Below are 16,833 nucleotides of genomic sequence, written 5' to 3' on the forward strand. Positions count from 1 at the left end.
GCGGCTTTGCAACATTTTGTGAGCCGAGCGGTTTTTCTACCGACACGTTGAATTTGGAACGAGGATGCGATGAGCGAACTCTCGCTTACCAGCTGGATGCGCGCGCTCATGGACTATGTTCGTTCGGGTGCACCTGATCTGACCAACCGGCAAATGGCCTTGCTGATGATGGTTTATCTGACGCCCGGACCACATACGGTGCGCGGATTGGCAAGAAAATTGGGGGTATCGAAACCGGTGGTCACTCGCGCCTTGAATACGCTAGGCGGCCTCGGCTATCTGCGCCGCGAACGCGACCAGGACGACCGGAGAAATATCTTCATCGTCCAGACCAGTGACGGGGCCGATTTCCTTGAAGGATTCAGAAGACATTTCCGCAATGAAGAGCCAAGCAACGGCAGTGCCAGCCGCTCCGCCGAGCATGGCCGCGAACTCGTCACCCATTAGGCGCAGCTTCCCGCTGACCAAGATGGGCGAGCGGCCCGATCCCGCTCGCCATGCCTATCGCAAGGACCTGGCCGACGTTGCCCTCGCGGGCCGTGTCATCGCTTCCCATTTCGCCGCGCCGCGTTCGAAGACGCTCTCCAGCGCGGCAGATCTCCATCAATCTCCCGACGAAAATAGCGAGCGGGTCGCTCGCCTCGATGAAGGCGCACCCTTTGCCATGCTCGATAGCCGTGGCGGCTGGGCCTGGGGTTATGGCGGAGAAGATCGCAAAGTCGGCTATGTGCGCGTCGATGCGCTGAACGGCTAGGCCGCCCTACATTTCTCCGCGCTTGCGGCGCAGTTCATACCATTTGGCGACATTGCGGTTATGCTCCTCGAGCGTATCCGCGAAGATATGCCCACCTGTCCCGTCGGCCACGAAATAGAGCGCGTCGGTCGGCGCGGGATCGAGCACCGCGGCGATGCTGGCGCGGCCCGGATTGGCGATCGGTCCCTTGGGAAGCCCGGTCATCCGGTAGGTGTTGTAATCGTTCACATCGTCGAGTTCGGAGCGAAGGATGCGACGCCCGAGCGGCTTGCCCTTGGTCACCGGATAGATGACCGTCGGATCGGCATCGAGGCGCATCCCCGCCCGGACGCGATTGGAATAGACCCCCGCGACCATGCGACGTTCTTCGGGCTTGGCGGTTTCCTTCTCGACGATCGAAGCGAGCGTGACCGCTTCCTCGCGCGAATTGACCACGCTGCGCTCGGTCCGGCTCGGCCAGAGTTCGTCGAGCGTCCGGGTCATCGCCTCCTGCATCCGCCTGATCAGCGCCGCACGGCTTTCACCGCGCTGGTAGCTGTAGGTCTGGGGAAGCACGCTGCCTTCTTCGGGAAGCGGCGCCTCGCCCGACATGAAGGGAAGCGCCTGCACTCGTTCCTGCACGAGGATCGAGGGCATGCCTTCGGGGATCGTCACCTGCCGTTGCACGGTGCGTCCATGCTGGAGAATGTCGATGATCCGGGCCGCGCTGGCGCCTTTCGGAATTTCGAATTCGCCCGCGCGGATCGGATTGCCGCTGGCGAGGAAGCGGGTTCCCACCTTCCAGACGGTTGCGGGCAGCGACAGATAGCCTTCGCTCCGCAGCTGCTCGCCCAGACCGTTCAGCGTCGTGCCTTCGGCGACGATGATTGTGCGGTCCTCATCGGTGGGGCCGCCGCCCCACCAGTTGATCCCGAGATAGAGGCCAGCCAGCCCTGCCAGGATGAGGACCAGGAGAAGTAGTTTCCTCACACCTTCTTCATGATCAGGCTGGCGTTGGTGCCGCCGAAGCCGAAGCTGTTGTTGAGAACCGCGCGCACTTCGCGCTCGCGCGCCTTGTGCGGAACGAGATCGACCCCGTCAGTGCCCTCGTCTGGATTGTCGAGGTTGAGCGTGGGCGGAACGATCTGGTCGCGGATCGCGAGGATGCAGAAAATGCTTTCGACCGCACCCGCGCCGCCGAGGAGATGGCCGATCGCCGACTTGGTCGAGCTCATCGACATGTTGCCGAGCTGGTTGCCGAACAGGCGGCGCACCGCGCCCAGTTCGATCGTGTCGGCCATGGTCGAAGTGCCATGCGCGTTGATATAGTCGATGTCGCCGACGCTCATTCCCGCTTTCTTCAGCGCCATTTCCATCGAGCGGTAGGCGCCGTCGCCGTCGGGATGCGGCGCGGTGACATGATAGGCGTCGCCCGACAGGCCATAGCCCACGACCTCGGCATAGATTTTGGCACCGCGCGCCTTGGCATGCTCATATTCCTCGAGGACGAGGACGCCCGCGCCTTCGCCCATGACGAAGCCGTCGCGATCCTTGTCATAGGGGCGGCTCGCCTCTTCGGGGCGGTCGTTATAGGAGCTGTTGAGCGCACGGGCCTGCGCGAAACCGGCAATGCCGATCGGGCAGATGGTCGCTTCGGCGCCGCCCGCCAGCATGATGTCGGCATCGTCTTCGCGGATCATCCGCGCCGCATCGCCGATCGAATGCGCGCCCGTCGAGCAGGCGGTGACGACCGAATGGTTGGGACCCTTGAGACCATATTTGATGCTGACCTGCCCCGAGATGAGGTTGATCAGGCGGCCGTGCACGAAATGGGGGCTGACGCGGCCCGGGCCGCGCTCGTGAAGAACGAGGCTTTCGGATTCGATGCCCGGAAGCCCGCCGATGCCCGACCCGATCGAGCAGCCCGCACGGAGCTTCATCTCGTCGCTCATGTCCTCGAGGCCGGCATCCTCGATCGCCTGGCCGGCGGCATCGATGCCATAGACGATGAAGGGATCGACCTGGCGCTGGATCTTGTGGTCGACCCGCTTGTCGGGATCGAACCCGAATTCATGATCCTTGGGTTTGACCTCGCAAGCGATCTGGCACTTGTGATCCGACGCATCGAACCTGGTGATCTTTCCGGCACCCGACTTGGATGCCAGGATGTTCTGCCAACTGGTCTCGACGTCGCCACCCAGCGGCGTCACAAGACCCAATCCCGTCACGACAACACGGCGCATTGTAATCCTCCGGAAAAAGGACAGGCCCGACTCCCCTTCAGCGAGGTGTCGAGCCTGTCGATATCCCTTGACGGCCCCTCGACTGACTCAGGGCTGATGGGGCCGGGCGGTTAGCCCTTGTTCTTCTCGATATATTCGTTCGCGTCCTTGACGGTCGTGATGTTCTCGGCCGCATCGTCGGGAATCTCGACGCCGAATTCTTCTTCGAAAGCCATCACCAGCTCGACGATGTCGAGGCTGTCCGCGCCCAGATCATCGATGAAGCTCGCATCTTCGGTCACCTTGTCGGCATCCACGCCCAGATGTTCGACGACGATCTTCTTAACGCGCTCGGCAGTATCGCTCATAAAGGGTCCTCCATTAAACTTCTTGTTAGAATTTGGTTACGCCCCTAGCCGCGTCCTTTGCGGACGGCAAGCCTTGCTCGTGAACCAAATGACGGCCAGCATGGCGATGCCGTAGCGGCAAGCATGCAGCGAGGCCAAGACGGAGAGCGAATGGCAAGGCAGTTTCCTTCCGAACCGCGAGCGGCGCGACAAGGCCCCGTGCGTATCGCCTGCGCCTCTGCCTGTCCCGATCACAGCCTTCATGACTGACAGCCGCCCCCTCACCCCCGGCGAAGTGGAGATTTCGCGGAGCATCTTCGGCGATGCCATCGATCTTGCGCAAGTGCGGCTCGTTCGCCGCAAATGGTGGCCCTTCCAGCCGCGCGGCGTGGTGATGGCACCGATGGGCCATATCCATTTCCACCCCGAGGGTCGCGCCTGGTCGGAGGATTTCTCGCGCGAACCGCTGGGGGCGCAGGGCCTTTTCATCCACGAGATGACCCACGTCTGGCAGTGCCAGCAGGGCGGGCGCTATTATCTCCTCCTCGCGCGTCACCCCTTCTGCCGTTATCGCTATCATTTGCGTCCCGACCTGCCTTTCTCGGGCTACGGGATCGAGCAGCAAGCGGAGATCGTCCGGCACCGCTTCCTCGCCGATCGGGGGCGCGTGATGCAGCAGGACCCGCCACCCCGCGACATTCTACCGTTCTAAGGTCGAAAAGGGTCCGCCGCTCGCCGGTGTCACCGAAAAGTCACTGTCGGCAAAACAACATAAGCGGGCTTTCGCTTCCGCTTTCCCCGCTAGGCCAATTGATTCATGTTGCGCCCACATTCGAAGGAAGGGGTTCCATATGAAAAACATCCGTCATTATTCGACCGCTCTGTTTACCGGCACCGCGGCGATGGCGCTGCTGGCACAGCCCGCCGCGGCGCAGACCACCGAGGAAGCCGAAGCGCAGGCAGCCAACCAGCCTGACGACCAGCAGCCCGACGTGATCGTCGTCACCGCGACCAAGCGCGCGTCGACGGTGCAGGACGTTCCCTTCTCGATCGACGCCAAGACGCAGGAAGACATCGAGCGCGCCAATGCCTCGACGGTCGAAGACCTCTCGCGCAATGTCGCCGGTCTTTCGATCCAGAACCTCGGACCGGGCCAGAGCCAGGTGTCGGTGCGCGGCGTGTCCGCGGGCCAGGTCGTTCGCGACCAACCGGGCGTCAAGGAACAGGTCGGCATCTATCTCGATGAATCGGTGATCTCGCTGTCGCTGTTCACGCCCGACATTGACCTGTTCGACCTCAACCGCGTCGAAACGCTGCGCGGCCCGCAAGGCACTCTGTTCGGTTCGGGCAGCGTCGGCGGCACGCTTCGCTACATCACCAACCAGCCCAAGATCGGTTCGTCCGAAGGCATTGTCGAAGCCAATTTCAACACCGTCCACAATGGCGGCGAAGGTGGCCATATCAAGGGCGCGATCAACATCCCGATGGGCGATACCGCAGCGATGCGCGTGGTCGGCTATTACCAGCGCTATCCGGGCTTCATCGACGCGATCGGCCCGGCGGGCGAACTCAACATCAATGACGGTTCGCGCATCGGCGGCCGCGTGTCGGTCCTCTTCGAGCCGAGCGACACCATCCGCATCACCCCGCGCGTCGTTTATCAGGAAATCAAGACCGACGGCTTCAACCGGCAGGAGATCTACAATCTCTACGCCAACGAATATACCGCTCCCCCGGTCGATTTCGGCGAGCGCAGGCAGTATCTGAAGCTCAAGGAAGGCTTCAAGGACGAGTTCCTGCTGGCCGACCTTACCGCCAGCGTGGACCTGGGCGGGGTCGAGCTGACCTCGGTGACCAGCTACACCAACCGCGACATCCTGGTGTCGCGCGATGCCTCGGCGCTGACCGGCTCGGTCTCGGTGGACCTTGGCTTCCCCGACGCAGCGGTGAGCATTCCCTCGAACCTTCGCGACACCACCGATCTTGAGCAGTGGACGCAGGAACTGCGTGTCGGCTCGACCGGTGCCGGGCCCTTCCAGTGGGTTCTCGGCGGCTTCTATTCGACCACCGACCGCTTCTACCAGCAGCGCCTGCCCACTCCGGGCTATGACGCCTTCGTCGATGCGGCCTTCGGGCCCGGCACCTCGGCGGCGGTCGCCAATGGCGTCGCTCCGGTAGACAGCCCCTATGCGGCCGACCTGCCCTACGACATCAAGCAGAAGGCAGTGTTCGGCGAAGCCAGCTACGAGTTCGGCCAGCTGACCGCGACGGTCGGCGGTCGCTATTACGACTTCGAGGAAGAGCGTGAATTCAACTCGGGCGGCCTCTTTGCCAACGGAGACAATGAATTCGACCGCACTTCGTCGGACGGCTTCAGCCCGCGTTTCATCCTCACCTATGCGGCGACGGACAATCTCAACCTCAACCTCCAGGCCTCGAAGGGCTTCCGTCTGGGCGGCGTCAACGACCCGCTCAACGTCACGCTCTGCTCGCCCGAGGACGAGGCGCTGTTCGGCGGCTTCCAGTCCTACGAGGACGAGACGCTGTGGAACTATGAAGCCGGGGTCAAATATTCGTCGCGCGGCGTGACCTTCAACTCGGCGATCTTCCACACCGAGATCCGCGACCTGCAGACGACCCTCGATGCGGGCAGCTGCTCCTCGCGTATCGTGTTCAACGTCGACAAGGCGCACACCACGGGCATCGAAGCCGAATTCTCGGCTTCGCCTGCGCCTGGCCTCGATCTGTCGCTTGCCGGCAGCTACGTCAGTGCCGAGTTCGACTCGACGCTGCCCGAACCGCTGGCCAGCAACACCGGTATTCGCGAAGGCAACCGCTTGCCGAGCGTTCCCGAGTTCCAGATGGCGGCCACCGCCACCTACTCGGCGCCCGTGCTTCGTAATGCCGACGGCTATGTGTCGGTGACCTTCCAGCATGTCGGTTCGCGCTTCACCCAGCCGGCCGACCAGGAAAGCAATCCGCGCAGCTTCGGCCACGGCCTGCCCTACAACGGCCAGACCGGAAACGAAGTGACCGTGGTCGATCTCGAACTGCCGTCTTACCAGTTGGTGGACCTGTCGGCGGGTCTCGAGTTCGTCGATGGCCTCGATTTCATCGTCTATGCGAAGAATGTCTTCGACGAGAACACGCTCCTGTCGTTCGACCGTGAACGTGGTGGGCGCGCCCGTCTGGCGCACAGCGTCGGACAGCCGCGCACCATCGGCGTCACGCTTCGCAAGCGTTTCTGATCGGGTGGCGGGGAAAGCATCCTGCGGGAAGCTTTCCCTCACTCGCCGCCAGCTTGTCGGCGGCATGACGGCCGGGGCGCTTGCTCCGGCCGTTTTGCATGCCCGCACCCGTACCAGCGCAGGCCATGTCGCGGTGATCGGCGCGGGCGTTTTCGGAAGCTGGACCGCCAGGGCGCTGATGGGCGCGGGTTACCGCGTGACCCTGATCGACGCTCATGGCCCTGCCAACATGCTGGCGAGCAGCGGAGGCGAAAGCCGCATGACCCGCGCCGGCTATGGCCGCGACCGGATCTACAGCCGGATGGCGATCGAGAGCCTCGCGGATTGGAAGGCGCTGAGCGAACGGGCGCTCCTGCCCATTTTCCACCCGCATGGCGTCCTCTTTTTCGCGGCGGGCGAGCCCGACTATTTCCGCGACATTCTCGACGCCCATGCCGAATTGGGCCGGCCCACCGAGGCGCTCGGTCGCGCCGAAATGGCAAAGCGCTTTCCGATGATCGATTTCGATGGCGTCGACACGGGTGTTTTCGAACCGGGATTCGGCGCGCTGATGGCGCGCCGTGGGGTGCAGACGCTGGTCGCCGAGATGATCGCGAGCGGCCTCGACTATCGGCGCGGCAAAGCCATGCCGCTCTGCGCTTTCGATGGCGCGGTCGAGGCCATCGCGCTTTCCGATGGCACACGGGTCGAGGCCGACAGCTTCGTCGTTGCGGCGGGGCCCTGGCTCCCCAAGCTCTTCCCCACCCTGCTCGGCGGACGCATCACTCCCACGCGGCAGGAAGTTTTCTTTTTCGCGGCGCCCGATGGCGACCGGCGCTTCGGCCCCGCGCATCTGCCCGGATGGGCCGATTTCAATGGCGGCGATCTCTATTATGGTTTCCCCGATCTGGAGGAGCGCGGGGTCAAGTTCGCGCATGATCGCCATGGCGAGCCGGTCGATCCCGACAGCCAGTCACGCCGACCGAGCAAAGAAGCCCTGGCCGACATCATCGCCTTTCGCGACCGCCGCTTCCCCGCGCTCAAGGGCGCGCGGCTCGTCGATGCACGGGTCTGCCAATATGAAAATAGTTCGAACGGCGATTTCCTGATCGACCGCCACCCTGCCCACCCCAATCTCATCCTCGTCGGCGGAGGTTCGGGCCATGGCTTCAAGCATGGCCCTGCGGTGGGCCGCATCGCGGCCGACCTGGTCGCGGGCAAGCCGCAGAGTGAAGCGCGGTTCAGCCTTGCGACCAAGGAGAAGGCGCAGAAGCGCAGCGTGATCTAAAGGCAGGCGGCGCGCTGCACATCCTTGCCGCGTCCAAAGCCCAGCAGCAGCGTTCGCAACTCATCGCGCGAAGGCACGAACAGCTTCTCGCCGGCCACCTCGACCCATTCGCGACTTCTAGGCCAGACGCGCTGCCAATCGCCGCGCTGGCAGAATTGGAATCCCGCCATGAATTCGCATGGAAGCGGCGTCCCGTCCCAGCGCGCGAACAGCGCCGACCGGAAAAGACCATCGCTCATGCCCGCTGCGATCGGAATGCCGCGCGGTTCGAGGAGCTTCAGCGCGTCCTTCTCGGACAGGAGAATATCGACATCCGCCACGCCGCCCGGATCGGAGCCATGCAGGAGGACCGCCGCCGAGCCGATCACCCACCAGTCATCGCGCGCACCGCCCATCAACCGGGCGATGCGCACGAAGCTGGTTTCCAGTTCGGGGGTCAGGGCTGTTTCGCGACGCCGACCATGGCGGGACGCAGCAGGCGGCCCTTCAGCGTGTAACCGCTCTGCATTTCCTCGACGACCGTGCCGGGTTCGGCTTCGTCGGTGGGAATTTCGACCATGGCCTGGTGAAGATTGGGGTCGAGCGGCAGGCCCTTTGCGGCCACCCGTTCGATGCCCTGCCGAGCGAAGATGGCGTCCATTTCGCGCAAGGTCGCCTCGATACCCTCGATGAAATTGGCGGCGCGCCCTTCGCGGGCTTCGTCCGGCACATGGCCGAGCGCCCGTTCGAGATGATCCTTCACGCTGAGCATGTCGCGCGCGAAGGCGGTTACCGCGAACTTGGTCGCGTCGGCCTTCTCCTGTTCGAGCCGGCGACGCACATTCTGCACCTCGGCGGCGGCATAGAGCGTCTTCTGCTGCGCTTCCTCGAGCTGCTTCTCGAGTTCGGCGACACGGTCGTGCTCGGCCAGTTCGGGGGCCTCCTCCGCAGTTTCCTCGCGGATTTCCTCGGCTTCTTCGTGCAAATCTTTTTCGTCTTCAGTCATGACATCCGTCTCGTAAGGGCTTCTGCGGTGAAGTCCACCATGGGAACGACCCGCGCATAATTTAATCTGGTGGGTCCGATCACGCCGATTACGCCGATCACTTCGCCATCGACGCCGCGATAAGGCTTGGCAATGACGCTCGATCCCGACAAGGCAAACATCCGGTTTTCGCTGCCGATGAAGATCCGCACGCCTTCGCCGTCGCGCGCTCCGTCGAGCAATCGGGCGATTTCCTGCCGGTCTTCCAGTTCCTCGAGCAGCAGGCGCACCCGTTCAAGATCCGCCGCCGCCGATTCGTCGATGAGATTGGCCTGGCCGCGGACAATCAGCACCGGCCGGTTGTCCCCGTCGCGGCTCCAGTCCGCCAGCCCCGCCGCGACCAGTTCAGCGGCGGCATGGTCGACCGCATCCTTGTGCGCGGCTATGTCGCGGCGAAGCCGCTGCGAGGCTTCGGACAAAGTTAGGCCCGCCAGCTTCTGCGTGGCATAATTGCCCACTTCGGCGAGCGCGAAGCTGCTGGTGCCGGGCGGAATGGGCACGACGCGATTCTCGACCGAGCCGTCATCGCCCACCAGCACCGCAAGCGCCCTGCCCTCGTCGAGCTGGACGAATGCCAATTGCTTGAGGCGCACTTCCTGCGTCGGCGCGGTGACTACGCCCGCGCATTCCGACAGGCCCGACAAGGTCTGGGTGGCGGCGCGCAAGGCTTCCTCGACAGGCCGTCCCTCGATCTCCGCCTCGATCCGCTGCCGCATCCGCTTCTGCGGGAGTGAGGCTTGCATGATCCCGTCGACGAACAGCCGTAGCCCCATCTCGGTCGGCACGCGCCCCGCCGAAGTGTGCGGATGGGTAAGCAGCCCGCGCTCCTCGAGCTGCTGCATCACTCCGCGGATCGAAGCCGGGGAAAGATTGACCTTTTCGGCGATCACCTTCGAGCCGACCGGCGCGCCGCTGTCGATATAGCGGTCCACAACCTGCCCGAAGATCTCGCGCATGCGGTCCGTCAATTGCCCGATGGGTTCGCTCATGGCGCGGATGTAGGGATTGCTTCGCCGATGCTCAATATTGGCCGATGTAGATGGTCATGGGCAGTTCGTAAGGCGCACGCATCAGCGCTTCGTACATGTCGCGATTGAGGTCCATGTCGCAGCCATAATAAGCCGACAGATGATCCGAGCGGTCCTCGGTCGCCCAGCGGATGTCGACGCCCGGGTGATCGGTCGCCGCATTGCGGCATTCCTCGCTGCCCGGGCGGATAATCCGTTCGCCGACCGGGCGATGGGGTTCAAGCATCGCCTTGAAGGCCTGATATTCCTCTTCCTTCACGACGAAGGTGCGCCGCCCCGTGACGAGCGTATTGGCCTTACCTTCGAACACCGCCACCCCGTCCGAGGATACGGTCAGCCGATAGACGGGACAGCGGCCGAAGCAGGGTTCGGTGGCGTAGGTGATGACGTCAGGCGCCTTGGGTGCGGACGGAATGGTCGCACAGCCTGCCAGAAGAATTGGGCCGATTGCCGCGAGTATCGCTTTCACCATCACGCTCTCCCTTTCTTTGGCACCCTAGCGGCGCTAGGGCCTCTGGCAACTGAAATAGGAGACCAATCCATGCGCCCATCCGGCCGCGCCCCCGATCAACTGCGCGAACTGACGATCGAACCCGGCTTCACCAAGCATGCCGAGGGAAGCTGCCTCATCAGCTTTGGCGATACGCGCGTGCTGGTGACCGCTTCGGTCGAAGAACGGCTTCCGCCCTGGCTGCGGGGCAAGGGTTCGGGCTGGGTGACCGCCGAATATGGAATGCTGCCCCGTTCGACCCACACCCGCGGCAACCGCGAAGCAGCACGCGGCAAGCAGTCGGGCCGCACCCAGGAAATCCAGCGCCTCATCGGCCGGTCGCTGCGCGCGGTGGTCGATCTCCAGAAGCTCGGCGAACGGCAGATCACCGTCGATTGCGACGTCATCCAGGCCGATGGCGGCACGCGCACCGCGTCGATTTCGGGCGCCTGGGTTGCAATGCGCATGGCGGTCGACAAGCTGATGCAGGCCGGTGCCATCGGCGAGGACCCGATCGAGACGCAGGTCGCAGCGGTCAGCTGCGGCATCTATGACGGCACGCCGGTGCTCGACCTCGACTATGTCGAGGACAGCAATGCCGGGTCGGACGGCAATTTCGTGCTGACGGGCGATGGCAAGATCGTCGAGGCACAGATCAGCGCCGAGGGCGAGCGGTTCGACGATGAGGGGCTGCTGCGCCTCATGCGGCTCGCCAAGATGGGCTGCACCGAGATTTTCGAAGCCCAGCGCAAGGCCAGCGCATCATGAACCGCATCGGGGAAAAGCTGGTCATCGCCACCCATAACGAAGGCAAGCTGCGCGAAATCCGCGCGCTGATGGAGCCGCTCGGTATCGCGTGCGTCGGAGCCGCCGAACTGGGCCTGCCCGACCCCGAGGAAACCGGCGTTACCTTCGTCGACAATGCCGAACTGAAGGCGCGGCAGGCCGCCGACCTGTCGGGGCTGCCCGCGCTCGCCGACGACAGCGGCCTGTCGGTCGACGCGCTCCAAGGCGATCCGGGCATCCGTTCGGCGCGCTGGGCCGAGGATGCCGATGGCAATCGCGATTTCAACCGCGCGATGAAGAAGGTGTGGGACGCGGTCGAGGCCAGGGGTGAGGACGCCGGTCATGATGCCCATTTCGTCTGCGCCTTGTCGCTCGCCTGGCCCGATGGCCGGGTCGAAAGTTTCGAGGGCAAGGTGCACGGCACCCTCACCTGGCCGCCGCGCGGCGACAAAGGCTTCGGCTATGACCCGATGTTCATCGCACGCGGCATGGACCGGACCTTCGCCGAGATCGATCCTGACCAGAAGCATGCGATCAGCCACCGTGCCGATGCGTTCGACAAGCTGGTGACCTGGCTGAAGTCATGAGCGGCGATCCGCTCGCGCTTTATGTTCACTGGCCCTTCTGCGTCCAGAAGTGCCCCTATTGCGATTTCAACAGTCACGTCCGCGAAGAGGTGGACCAGGCCGAATGGCGCGAAGCCTTGCTCGCCGATCTCGCGCATGAAGCGCGCCTCCTGCCGGGCCGCCGCCTCCACAGCATCTTCTTCGGGGGCGGCACCCCGTCACTGATGGATCCGGCGACCGTGGCCGCGCTGATCGACGCCGCCACCGGTCATTGGCCCGCCGAATCCGACATCGAGATCACGCTCGAGGCCAATCCCAACAGCGCCGAGGCGCGCCGCTTCGACGAACTTGCTCGTGCGGAGGTCAACCGGATCAGCCTCGGCCTCCAGAGTTTCGACGATGAGGCGCTCCATTTCCTCGGTCGCGCCCATTCGGCAAGCGAGGGGCTGGCGGCGCTCGACGCCGCGCAGCGCGCCGTGCCGCGCGTGAGCTTCGACCTCATCTACGCACTTCCGGGCGACACGCGGCAGGCCTGGGAAAAGAGCCTCGGGCGAGCGCTCTCTCTGGGGACCGAGCATCTGTCGCTCTACCAGCTCACCATCGAGCCCGGCACGCGCTTCGAGACGATGGTGCGCAAGGGCGATTTCACACCACTGGGCGAGGAAGAAAGCGCCGAACTCTTCGAACTGACGCAGGCGATGACCGAGGAAGCGGGCCTTCCTGCATATGAAATCTCCAATCATGCGCGGCTCGGCGCCGAAAGCCGCCACAACCGCACCTATTGGCATTATCACGACTATGCGGGCATCGGACCCGGCGCACATGGCCGACGGCTCGGCCAGCGCACCATGCGTCATCGGAAGCCCGAGAATTTCCTGTCGGCGGTCCAGCGCAACGGCCATGGCATCGTCGAGGAAGCTCCGCTGTCCCCGCTCGAGGCCGCGCATGAAGCATTGGTGATGGGCCTGAGGCTCGACGAAGGGATCGAACCCGACGCGCTTGCCCGGCGCATCGGGGTCGAGAAGATCGTCGACGAGGAAGCGGTCGCCCGGATCGAGCGGCTGGGGCTTCTTACCCGCGACGAGCGGCTGCGGCTGACCCGGCCGGGCAAATTGCTGCTCGACCGGGTGCTGGCGGAAATCGCCGCCTAGAAAGCGCTTGGTGCGGCGTCGGCGGTCTGGATTCCGCTGGCGGTGACGCGGCGCACCTCAAGGGCGCGCTGTGCAACGCCTGAACGGTCGAAGCGGAAGATGCCGTCGACCCCGCCAAATCCGTCGCGGTCGCGCAGGATTTCGCGCGGGAAGGGACGCCCTGCAGGCCAGTTGGACGAAGCGCGCACCGCCAGAAGCATCGCGTCATAGCCAAGGCTGGCAAGGCGGAAGGGCGCGACATTGTAGCGCGCGCGATAGCGGGCCACGAGCTGGTCGAACCGGTTGTCGGGAACCGCGGCATAGATCGCGCCCTGGAGTGCACGGGTCTGCCCCAGATTGTCTTCGGCGGCCCAGAGCTCGGTGCCCATCAACTGCCCGCCAAGCTGCAGGCGCGAAGCGGCATAGCTGGCGATCCGGCCCGAATCGGCGATCAGGATGGCATCGACCGGGCCGCGCGCCTTGACCTTGTCGACCGCCGCGTCGATCGCCGCGCGCTGGCGGTTATAGACTTCCAGGGCGCGCACATTGCCATTGGCGGCATCGACCGAGCGGAGGAAGGCGCGGCTGGCGCGCTGGCCATATTCGCCCGACGGGACGAGCGCCGAATATTCCTTGGCGCCCTGCGCCTTGGCCCAGCTCACCGAGCGGGCGATCGACTGCGAGGGCGTGAAACCGAGGATATAGACGCCATCACCGGCGACCTCTTCATCGTTCGAGAAGGCAATCACCGGCACGCCTGCCTGGCGCGCGGCGGGCGAAACCGCGCGGACATTTTCCGACAGGAGCGGTCCGAGAATGAGGCCGCTACCCGCGCCAAGCGCATCATTGACCGCGGCGCGCGCGCCGCCCGGCCCGGCGGTGTCGTAGATGGTCAGGCGGAGCGCCTGCGTGTCCATGTCGATGAGCGCCATCTTGGCGGCATTGGCGATTGAGGTGCCGACCCCCGCATTGTCGCCCGACAGCGGCACCAGCAGCGCCACCTCGTTGCGTTCGACCGCGCGCGGAGTGGGCTTGGCGGTCGGCGGCGGTGCGCTGGTCGCAGGCTCCTCGGTCGGCTTGGGCGCGGTCTGGCAGCCGGCCAGCGCGAGGGTCCCTGCGGCCATGACACCGAGGAGGAAGTGACGACGTGCTTGCGGAGATTTGGGAGACAATGCCATGACACCTTCGATCATATGAATAAGAACCTGCCCCCCGGCCTTTATATCGTGGCGACGCCAATCGGCAATCTCTCCGATTTGAGCCCTCGCGCCGCCGAAACGCTCAGCCATGCCGACCTGATCCTCGCCGAGGACAAGCGTGTGACCGCCAAGCTCTTGAATCACATCGGGGCGAAGGTGCCGATGCGCGCCTATAACGACCATAGCGACGAGCGGCTGCGCGAGGAGATGCTGGACCGCATCGCGGGCGAAGCCGTCGCGCTGGTCAGCGATGCGGGAACGCCGCTCATCTCCGACCCGGGCTACAAGCTGGTGCGAGCCGCTCGGCAGCGGGGCCTGTCGGTGCAGACGATCCCGGGGCCGAGCGCTCCCATCGCCGCGCTCACGCTGGCCGGGCTGCCGACCGACCGTTTCCTTTTCTGCGGCTTCCTTCCTGCAAAACAGAAGGCCCGTCGCGACGCCATCGCCGCGATCGCTTCGGTTCCCGCGAGCCTCCTTCTCTTCGAAAGCGGCCCGCGCCTCGGTGCCTGTCTCGCCGATCTGGACGAGGGCCTGGGCCCGCGCGAAGCCGCCGTGGTCCGCGAAATCAGCAAGCTGCACGAGGAGGTGGTGAGCGGATCGCTCGGCGAATTGGCCGAACGCTACCGCGAGCAGGGCCCCAAGGGCGAAATCGTCATCGTGATCGCGCCGCCCGCCCCTCCCGAAGCGGCAAGCGAAGACGATCTCGACGAAGCCATCGACGAAGCGCTGTCGCGCCTCTCGCCCAGCCGTGCGGCCGCCGAGGTTGCCGCCAAACTCGGCATTCCGCGCAAGCGCGCTTATGCCCGCGCGCTCGAAAGAAGCGGCGAGTGACGCGGCACGAAGCCGAACGGCGCGGGCGTCGCGGCGAGCAGGTCGCCGCCCTGTGGCTTCGCCTCAAGGGCTGGCGCATCCACGACCAGCGCGTGCGCACCCCGCGCGGCGAAGTGGACCTTATCGCCCGGCGCGGCCGGACGCTCGCTTTCATCGAGGTAAAGACCCGGGCGCGGATCATCGATGCCCAATTGCTGCTCGACGCCTTCGCGCTGCGCCGGGTCGCCTCGGCGGTGGAGCTTCTCGCGCCGCGCTATACCCGGCCTTCCGCCGCGATCCGCATCGACGCCATCTTCTGTGCGCCATGGCAGCGACCCCGCCATCTGGAAAATGTCTGGCATGGGTGACAAATCGCCTTCGAGACCCTACCGGCAATGCCCATGACCTTGACCGTAGCGGTACAGATGGACCCGATCGAATCGATCGACATTGGCGGCGATTCGACTTTCGCCCTGATGCTCGAAGCGCAGCGCCGCGGGCATCGCCTCCTGGAATATCAGCCGGGCGCCCTCACCTACGACCAGGGCCGCGTCCGTGCGAGCGGAGCGCGCCCCGTCACGGTCTCGGCCACGCGCGGCGACCATTTCAGCGCAGGCGAGCGGATCGAAGTGGATCTCGGCAAGGATGTCGATGTCGTCCTGATGCGGCAGGACCCCCCCTTCGACATCGGCTATGTCACCGCGACCTATCTTCTCGAACGGCTCAAGGGCGAAACGCTGGTGGTCAATGACCCTGCAAGCGTGCGCGATGCGCCCGAGAAGCTGTTCGTGCTCGATTTCGCCAAATATATGCCGCCGACGATGATCACCCGTTCGCTGGATGCTGTGCGCGACTTTCTCGAACGCCATGGCGACATCGTTCTGAAGCCGCTTCACGGCAAGGCGGGCGAAGGCGTGTTCCGGATCGGCAGCGACGGTGCCAACCTCACTTCCCTGGCCGAACTGTTCGGTTCGATCTGGAAAGAGCCCTATATCGCGCAGGCCTTCCTTCCCGACGTCAGCAAGGGGGACAAGCGGATCATCCTCGTCGACGGCGAACCCGCAGGAGCGATCAACCGCATTCCGGGCAAGGGCGAGATCCGCTCCAACCTCGCGGCAGGCGGCTCGGCGCACAAGGTCGACCTGACCGAGCGCGAGAGGGAAATCTGCGCAGCGCTCGCCCCCGAGCTCAAGCGGCGCGGCCTCCTGTTCGTGGGGATCGACGTCATCGCGGGCTATCTCACCGAGATCAACGTGACCTCGCCGACGGGCATCGTCGCGATGGACAAGTTCAACGGCACCGACACCCCCGCGCTCATCTGGGACGCAATCGAGGCGAAGCTGCCGCAATGAGCGAATGGGTCGTCACGCTGATCGAGCAGGCGGGTTATCTGGGCATCGCCTTCCTGATGTTCCTCGAAACCGTCTTTCCGCCCATTCCGTCCGAACTGATCATGTCGATCGCGGGCATCCGCTCGGGCCAGGGCCAATTGTCCTTCGCCTGGGTGGTCGTGGCAGGCACGGCGGGCGCGATGCTCGGCAATATCTTCTGGTACCTCGTGGCCCGCGCCCTAGGCATCCAGCGCTTTCGCCCTTTCATCGAACGGTGGGGACATTGGCTGACCTTGAGCTGGACCGACATCGAGCGAGCGGAAAAATGGTTCGCGCGCCATGGCAGCTTCTTCGTCTTTCTGGGTCGCATGCTGCCGACTGTCCGCAGCCTCGTTTCGGTGCCCGCGGGGCTTCTCAAGATGCGCTTCAAGACCTTTGTCATCGCCTCGACCATCGGCACCGCCGGCTGGACCGCGCTACTCGCCGCGGCCGGATACAAGCTGGGCGAGAATTTCGCCGAGATCGACGATTATCTCGGCCCCGCATCCACCGCGATTATCGTCGTGCTGGCGGTCGCTTATGTGTTCCGTATCTTCACCCATCGCCGGGCCTTCAAAAAACGGTCCCAAATGGAGCGGAAAGACTAGGATTT

General features: G+C 64.6%; 20 protein-coding genes. 12 read left to right on the forward strand and 8 right to left on the reverse strand.

Translation table 11 applies throughout. From position 1 onward, the window contains the following. Positions 1 to 69 precede the first annotated feature (69 nt). Together FHS50_RS05195 and FHS50_RS05200 are read left to right on the forward strand one after the other, a co-directional pair. Complete coding sequence (locus FHS50_RS05195) at positions 70 to 447, forward strand: MarR family transcriptional regulator (RefSeq protein ID WP_246332955.1); 378 nt, start codon at positions 70 to 72, stop codon at positions 445 to 447. 22 nt (positions 448 to 469) lie between these two features. Beyond that, complete coding sequence (locus tag FHS50_RS05200) at positions 470 to 754, forward strand: SH3 domain-containing protein (protein WP_183933291.1); 285 nt, start codon at positions 470 to 472, stop codon at positions 752 to 754. Between the two features lie 6 nt (positions 755 to 760). Here FHS50_RS05200 and mltG read toward each other — a convergent pair whose 3' ends face one another. The 3 genes from mltG to FHS50_RS05215 all read right to left on the reverse strand — a co-directional run bounded on the left by mltG (position 761) and on the right by FHS50_RS05215 (position 3,323). After that, positions 761 to 1,723 carry an endolytic transglycosylase MltG gene (gene mltG, locus FHS50_RS05205; RefSeq protein ID WP_183933292.1) on the reverse strand — a complete coding sequence of 321 codons (963 nt, stop codon included), beginning with the start codon at positions 1,721 to 1,723 and terminating at the stop codon, positions 761 to 763. Next, complete coding sequence (fabF, locus tag FHS50_RS05210; RefSeq protein ID WP_183933293.1) at positions 1,720 to 2,976, reverse strand: beta-ketoacyl-ACP synthase II; 1,257 nt, start codon at positions 2,974 to 2,976, stop codon at positions 1,720 to 1,722. Before fabF ends, mltG begins: the two co-directional genes overlap by 4 nt. 110 nt (positions 2,977 to 3,086) lie before the next feature. Further along, on the reverse strand, positions 3,087 to 3,323 hold the full coding sequence (locus FHS50_RS05215; protein ID WP_183933294.1) for an acyl carrier protein: 237 nt from the start codon (positions 3,321 to 3,323) through the stop codon (positions 3,087 to 3,089). 241 nt (positions 3,324 to 3,564) lie between these two features. Here FHS50_RS05215 and FHS50_RS05220 point away from each other — a divergent pair, with 241 nt between their 5' ends. The 3 genes from FHS50_RS05220 to FHS50_RS05230 all read left to right on the forward strand — a co-directional run bounded on the left by FHS50_RS05220 (position 3,565) and on the right by FHS50_RS05230 (position 7,817). Further along, on the forward strand, positions 3,565 to 4,014 hold the full coding sequence (locus FHS50_RS05220) for a vgr related protein (RefSeq protein ID WP_183933295.1): 450 nt from the start codon (positions 3,565 to 3,567) through the stop codon (positions 4,012 to 4,014). Positions 4,015 to 4,153: 139 nt separating this feature from the next. Then, a complete protein-coding gene (locus FHS50_RS05225; protein ID WP_183933296.1) occupies positions 4,154 to 6,550 on the forward strand; it encodes a TonB-dependent receptor in 2,397 nt (798 codons plus the stop codon). Between the two features lie 94 nt (positions 6,551 to 6,644). Beyond that, positions 6,645 to 7,817, forward strand: a complete 1,173-nt coding sequence (locus FHS50_RS05230; protein ID WP_183933297.1) for an FAD-dependent oxidoreductase — start codon at positions 6,645 to 6,647, stop codon at positions 7,815 to 7,817. Here the strand turns inward: FHS50_RS05230 and FHS50_RS05235 are convergent. From FHS50_RS05235 to FHS50_RS05250, 4 genes are read right to left on the reverse strand one after another with little or no spacing between them, the layout of a single operon-like run. Next, a complete protein-coding gene (locus FHS50_RS05235) occupies positions 7,814 to 8,230 on the reverse strand; it encodes a hypothetical protein (RefSeq protein WP_183933298.1) in 417 nt (138 codons plus the stop codon). The genes FHS50_RS05230 and FHS50_RS05235 overlap by 4 nt on opposite strands. A gap of 23 nt (positions 8,231 to 8,253) precedes the next feature. Continuing rightward, positions 8,254 to 8,802, reverse strand: coding sequence for a nucleotide exchange factor GrpE (grpE, locus tag FHS50_RS05240; protein ID WP_183933299.1), 549 nt, complete (start codon positions 8,800 to 8,802; stop codon positions 8,254 to 8,256). Then, on the reverse strand, positions 8,799 to 9,830 hold the full coding sequence (hrcA, locus tag FHS50_RS05245) for a heat-inducible transcriptional repressor HrcA (RefSeq protein ID WP_183933300.1): 1,032 nt from the start codon (positions 9,828 to 9,830) through the stop codon (positions 8,799 to 8,801). Before hrcA ends, grpE begins: the two co-directional genes overlap by 4 nt. 31 nt (positions 9,831 to 9,861) lie before the next feature. Further along, positions 9,862 to 10,341: a DUF6438 domain-containing protein gene (locus tag FHS50_RS05250; RefSeq protein ID WP_183933301.1), complete on the reverse strand. Its 480-nt coding sequence runs from the start codon at positions 10,339 to 10,341 to the stop codon at positions 9,862 to 9,864. Positions 10,342 to 10,410: 69 nt separating this feature from the next. Here FHS50_RS05250 and rph point away from each other — a divergent pair, with 69 nt between their 5' ends. Genes rph through hemW form a run of 3 tightly spaced genes read left to right on the forward strand, consistent with a single transcriptional unit; the run spans position 10,411 to position 12,862 of the window. Continuing rightward, complete coding sequence (rph, locus tag FHS50_RS05255; RefSeq protein ID WP_183933302.1) at positions 10,411 to 11,127, forward strand: ribonuclease PH; 717 nt, start codon at positions 10,411 to 10,413, stop codon at positions 11,125 to 11,127. Then, a complete protein-coding gene (rdgB, locus tag FHS50_RS05260; protein ID WP_183933303.1) occupies positions 11,124 to 11,732 on the forward strand; it encodes an RdgB/HAM1 family non-canonical purine NTP pyrophosphatase in 609 nt (202 codons plus the stop codon). The genes rph and rdgB overlap by 4 nt, the downstream gene beginning before the upstream one ends. Next, positions 11,729 to 12,862 (forward strand): radical SAM family heme chaperone HemW, encoded by a 1,134-nt coding sequence (gene hemW, locus FHS50_RS05265; RefSeq protein ID WP_183933304.1) that lies wholly within the window; start codon positions 11,729 to 11,731, stop codon positions 12,860 to 12,862. The genes rdgB and hemW overlap by 4 nt, the downstream gene beginning before the upstream one ends. Here hemW and FHS50_RS05270 read toward each other — a convergent pair. Beyond that, complete coding sequence (locus FHS50_RS05270) at positions 12,859 to 13,965, reverse strand: penicillin-binding protein activator (RefSeq protein WP_246332956.1); 1,107 nt, start codon at positions 13,963 to 13,965, stop codon at positions 12,859 to 12,861. The genes hemW and FHS50_RS05270 overlap by 4 nt on opposite strands. A gap of 69 nt (positions 13,966 to 14,034) precedes the next feature. Between FHS50_RS05270 and rsmI the strand changes: the two genes are divergently transcribed. Genes rsmI through FHS50_RS05290 form a run of 4 tightly spaced genes read left to right on the forward strand, consistent with a single transcriptional unit; the run spans position 14,035 to position 16,828 of the window. After that, positions 14,035 to 14,871, forward strand: a complete 837-nt coding sequence (gene rsmI / locus FHS50_RS05275) for a 16S rRNA (cytidine(1402)-2'-O)-methyltransferase (RefSeq protein ID WP_183933305.1) — start codon at positions 14,035 to 14,037, stop codon at positions 14,869 to 14,871. Then, positions 14,868 to 15,218, forward strand: a complete 351-nt coding sequence (locus tag FHS50_RS05280) for a YraN family protein (RefSeq protein ID WP_183933306.1) — start codon at positions 14,868 to 14,870, stop codon at positions 15,216 to 15,218. Before rsmI ends, FHS50_RS05280 begins: the two co-directional genes overlap by 4 nt. Positions 15,219 to 15,251: 33 nt before the next feature. Next, on the forward strand, positions 15,252 to 16,202 hold the full coding sequence (gene gshB / locus FHS50_RS05285; protein ID WP_183933307.1) for a glutathione synthase: 951 nt from the start codon (positions 15,252 to 15,254) through the stop codon (positions 16,200 to 16,202). After that, positions 16,199 to 16,828: a DedA family protein gene (locus FHS50_RS05290; RefSeq protein WP_183933308.1), complete on the forward strand. Its 630-nt coding sequence runs from the start codon at positions 16,199 to 16,201 to the stop codon at positions 16,826 to 16,828. Before gshB ends, FHS50_RS05290 begins: the two co-directional genes overlap by 4 nt. Positions 16,829 to 16,833 lie beyond the last annotated feature (5 nt).

This window comes from Sphingomicrobium lutaoense, assembly GCF_014195685.1.
In the GTDB taxonomy this organism is placed as follows: Bacteria; Pseudomonadota; Alphaproteobacteria; order Sphingomonadales; family Sphingomonadaceae; genus Sphingomicrobium; species Sphingomicrobium lutaoense.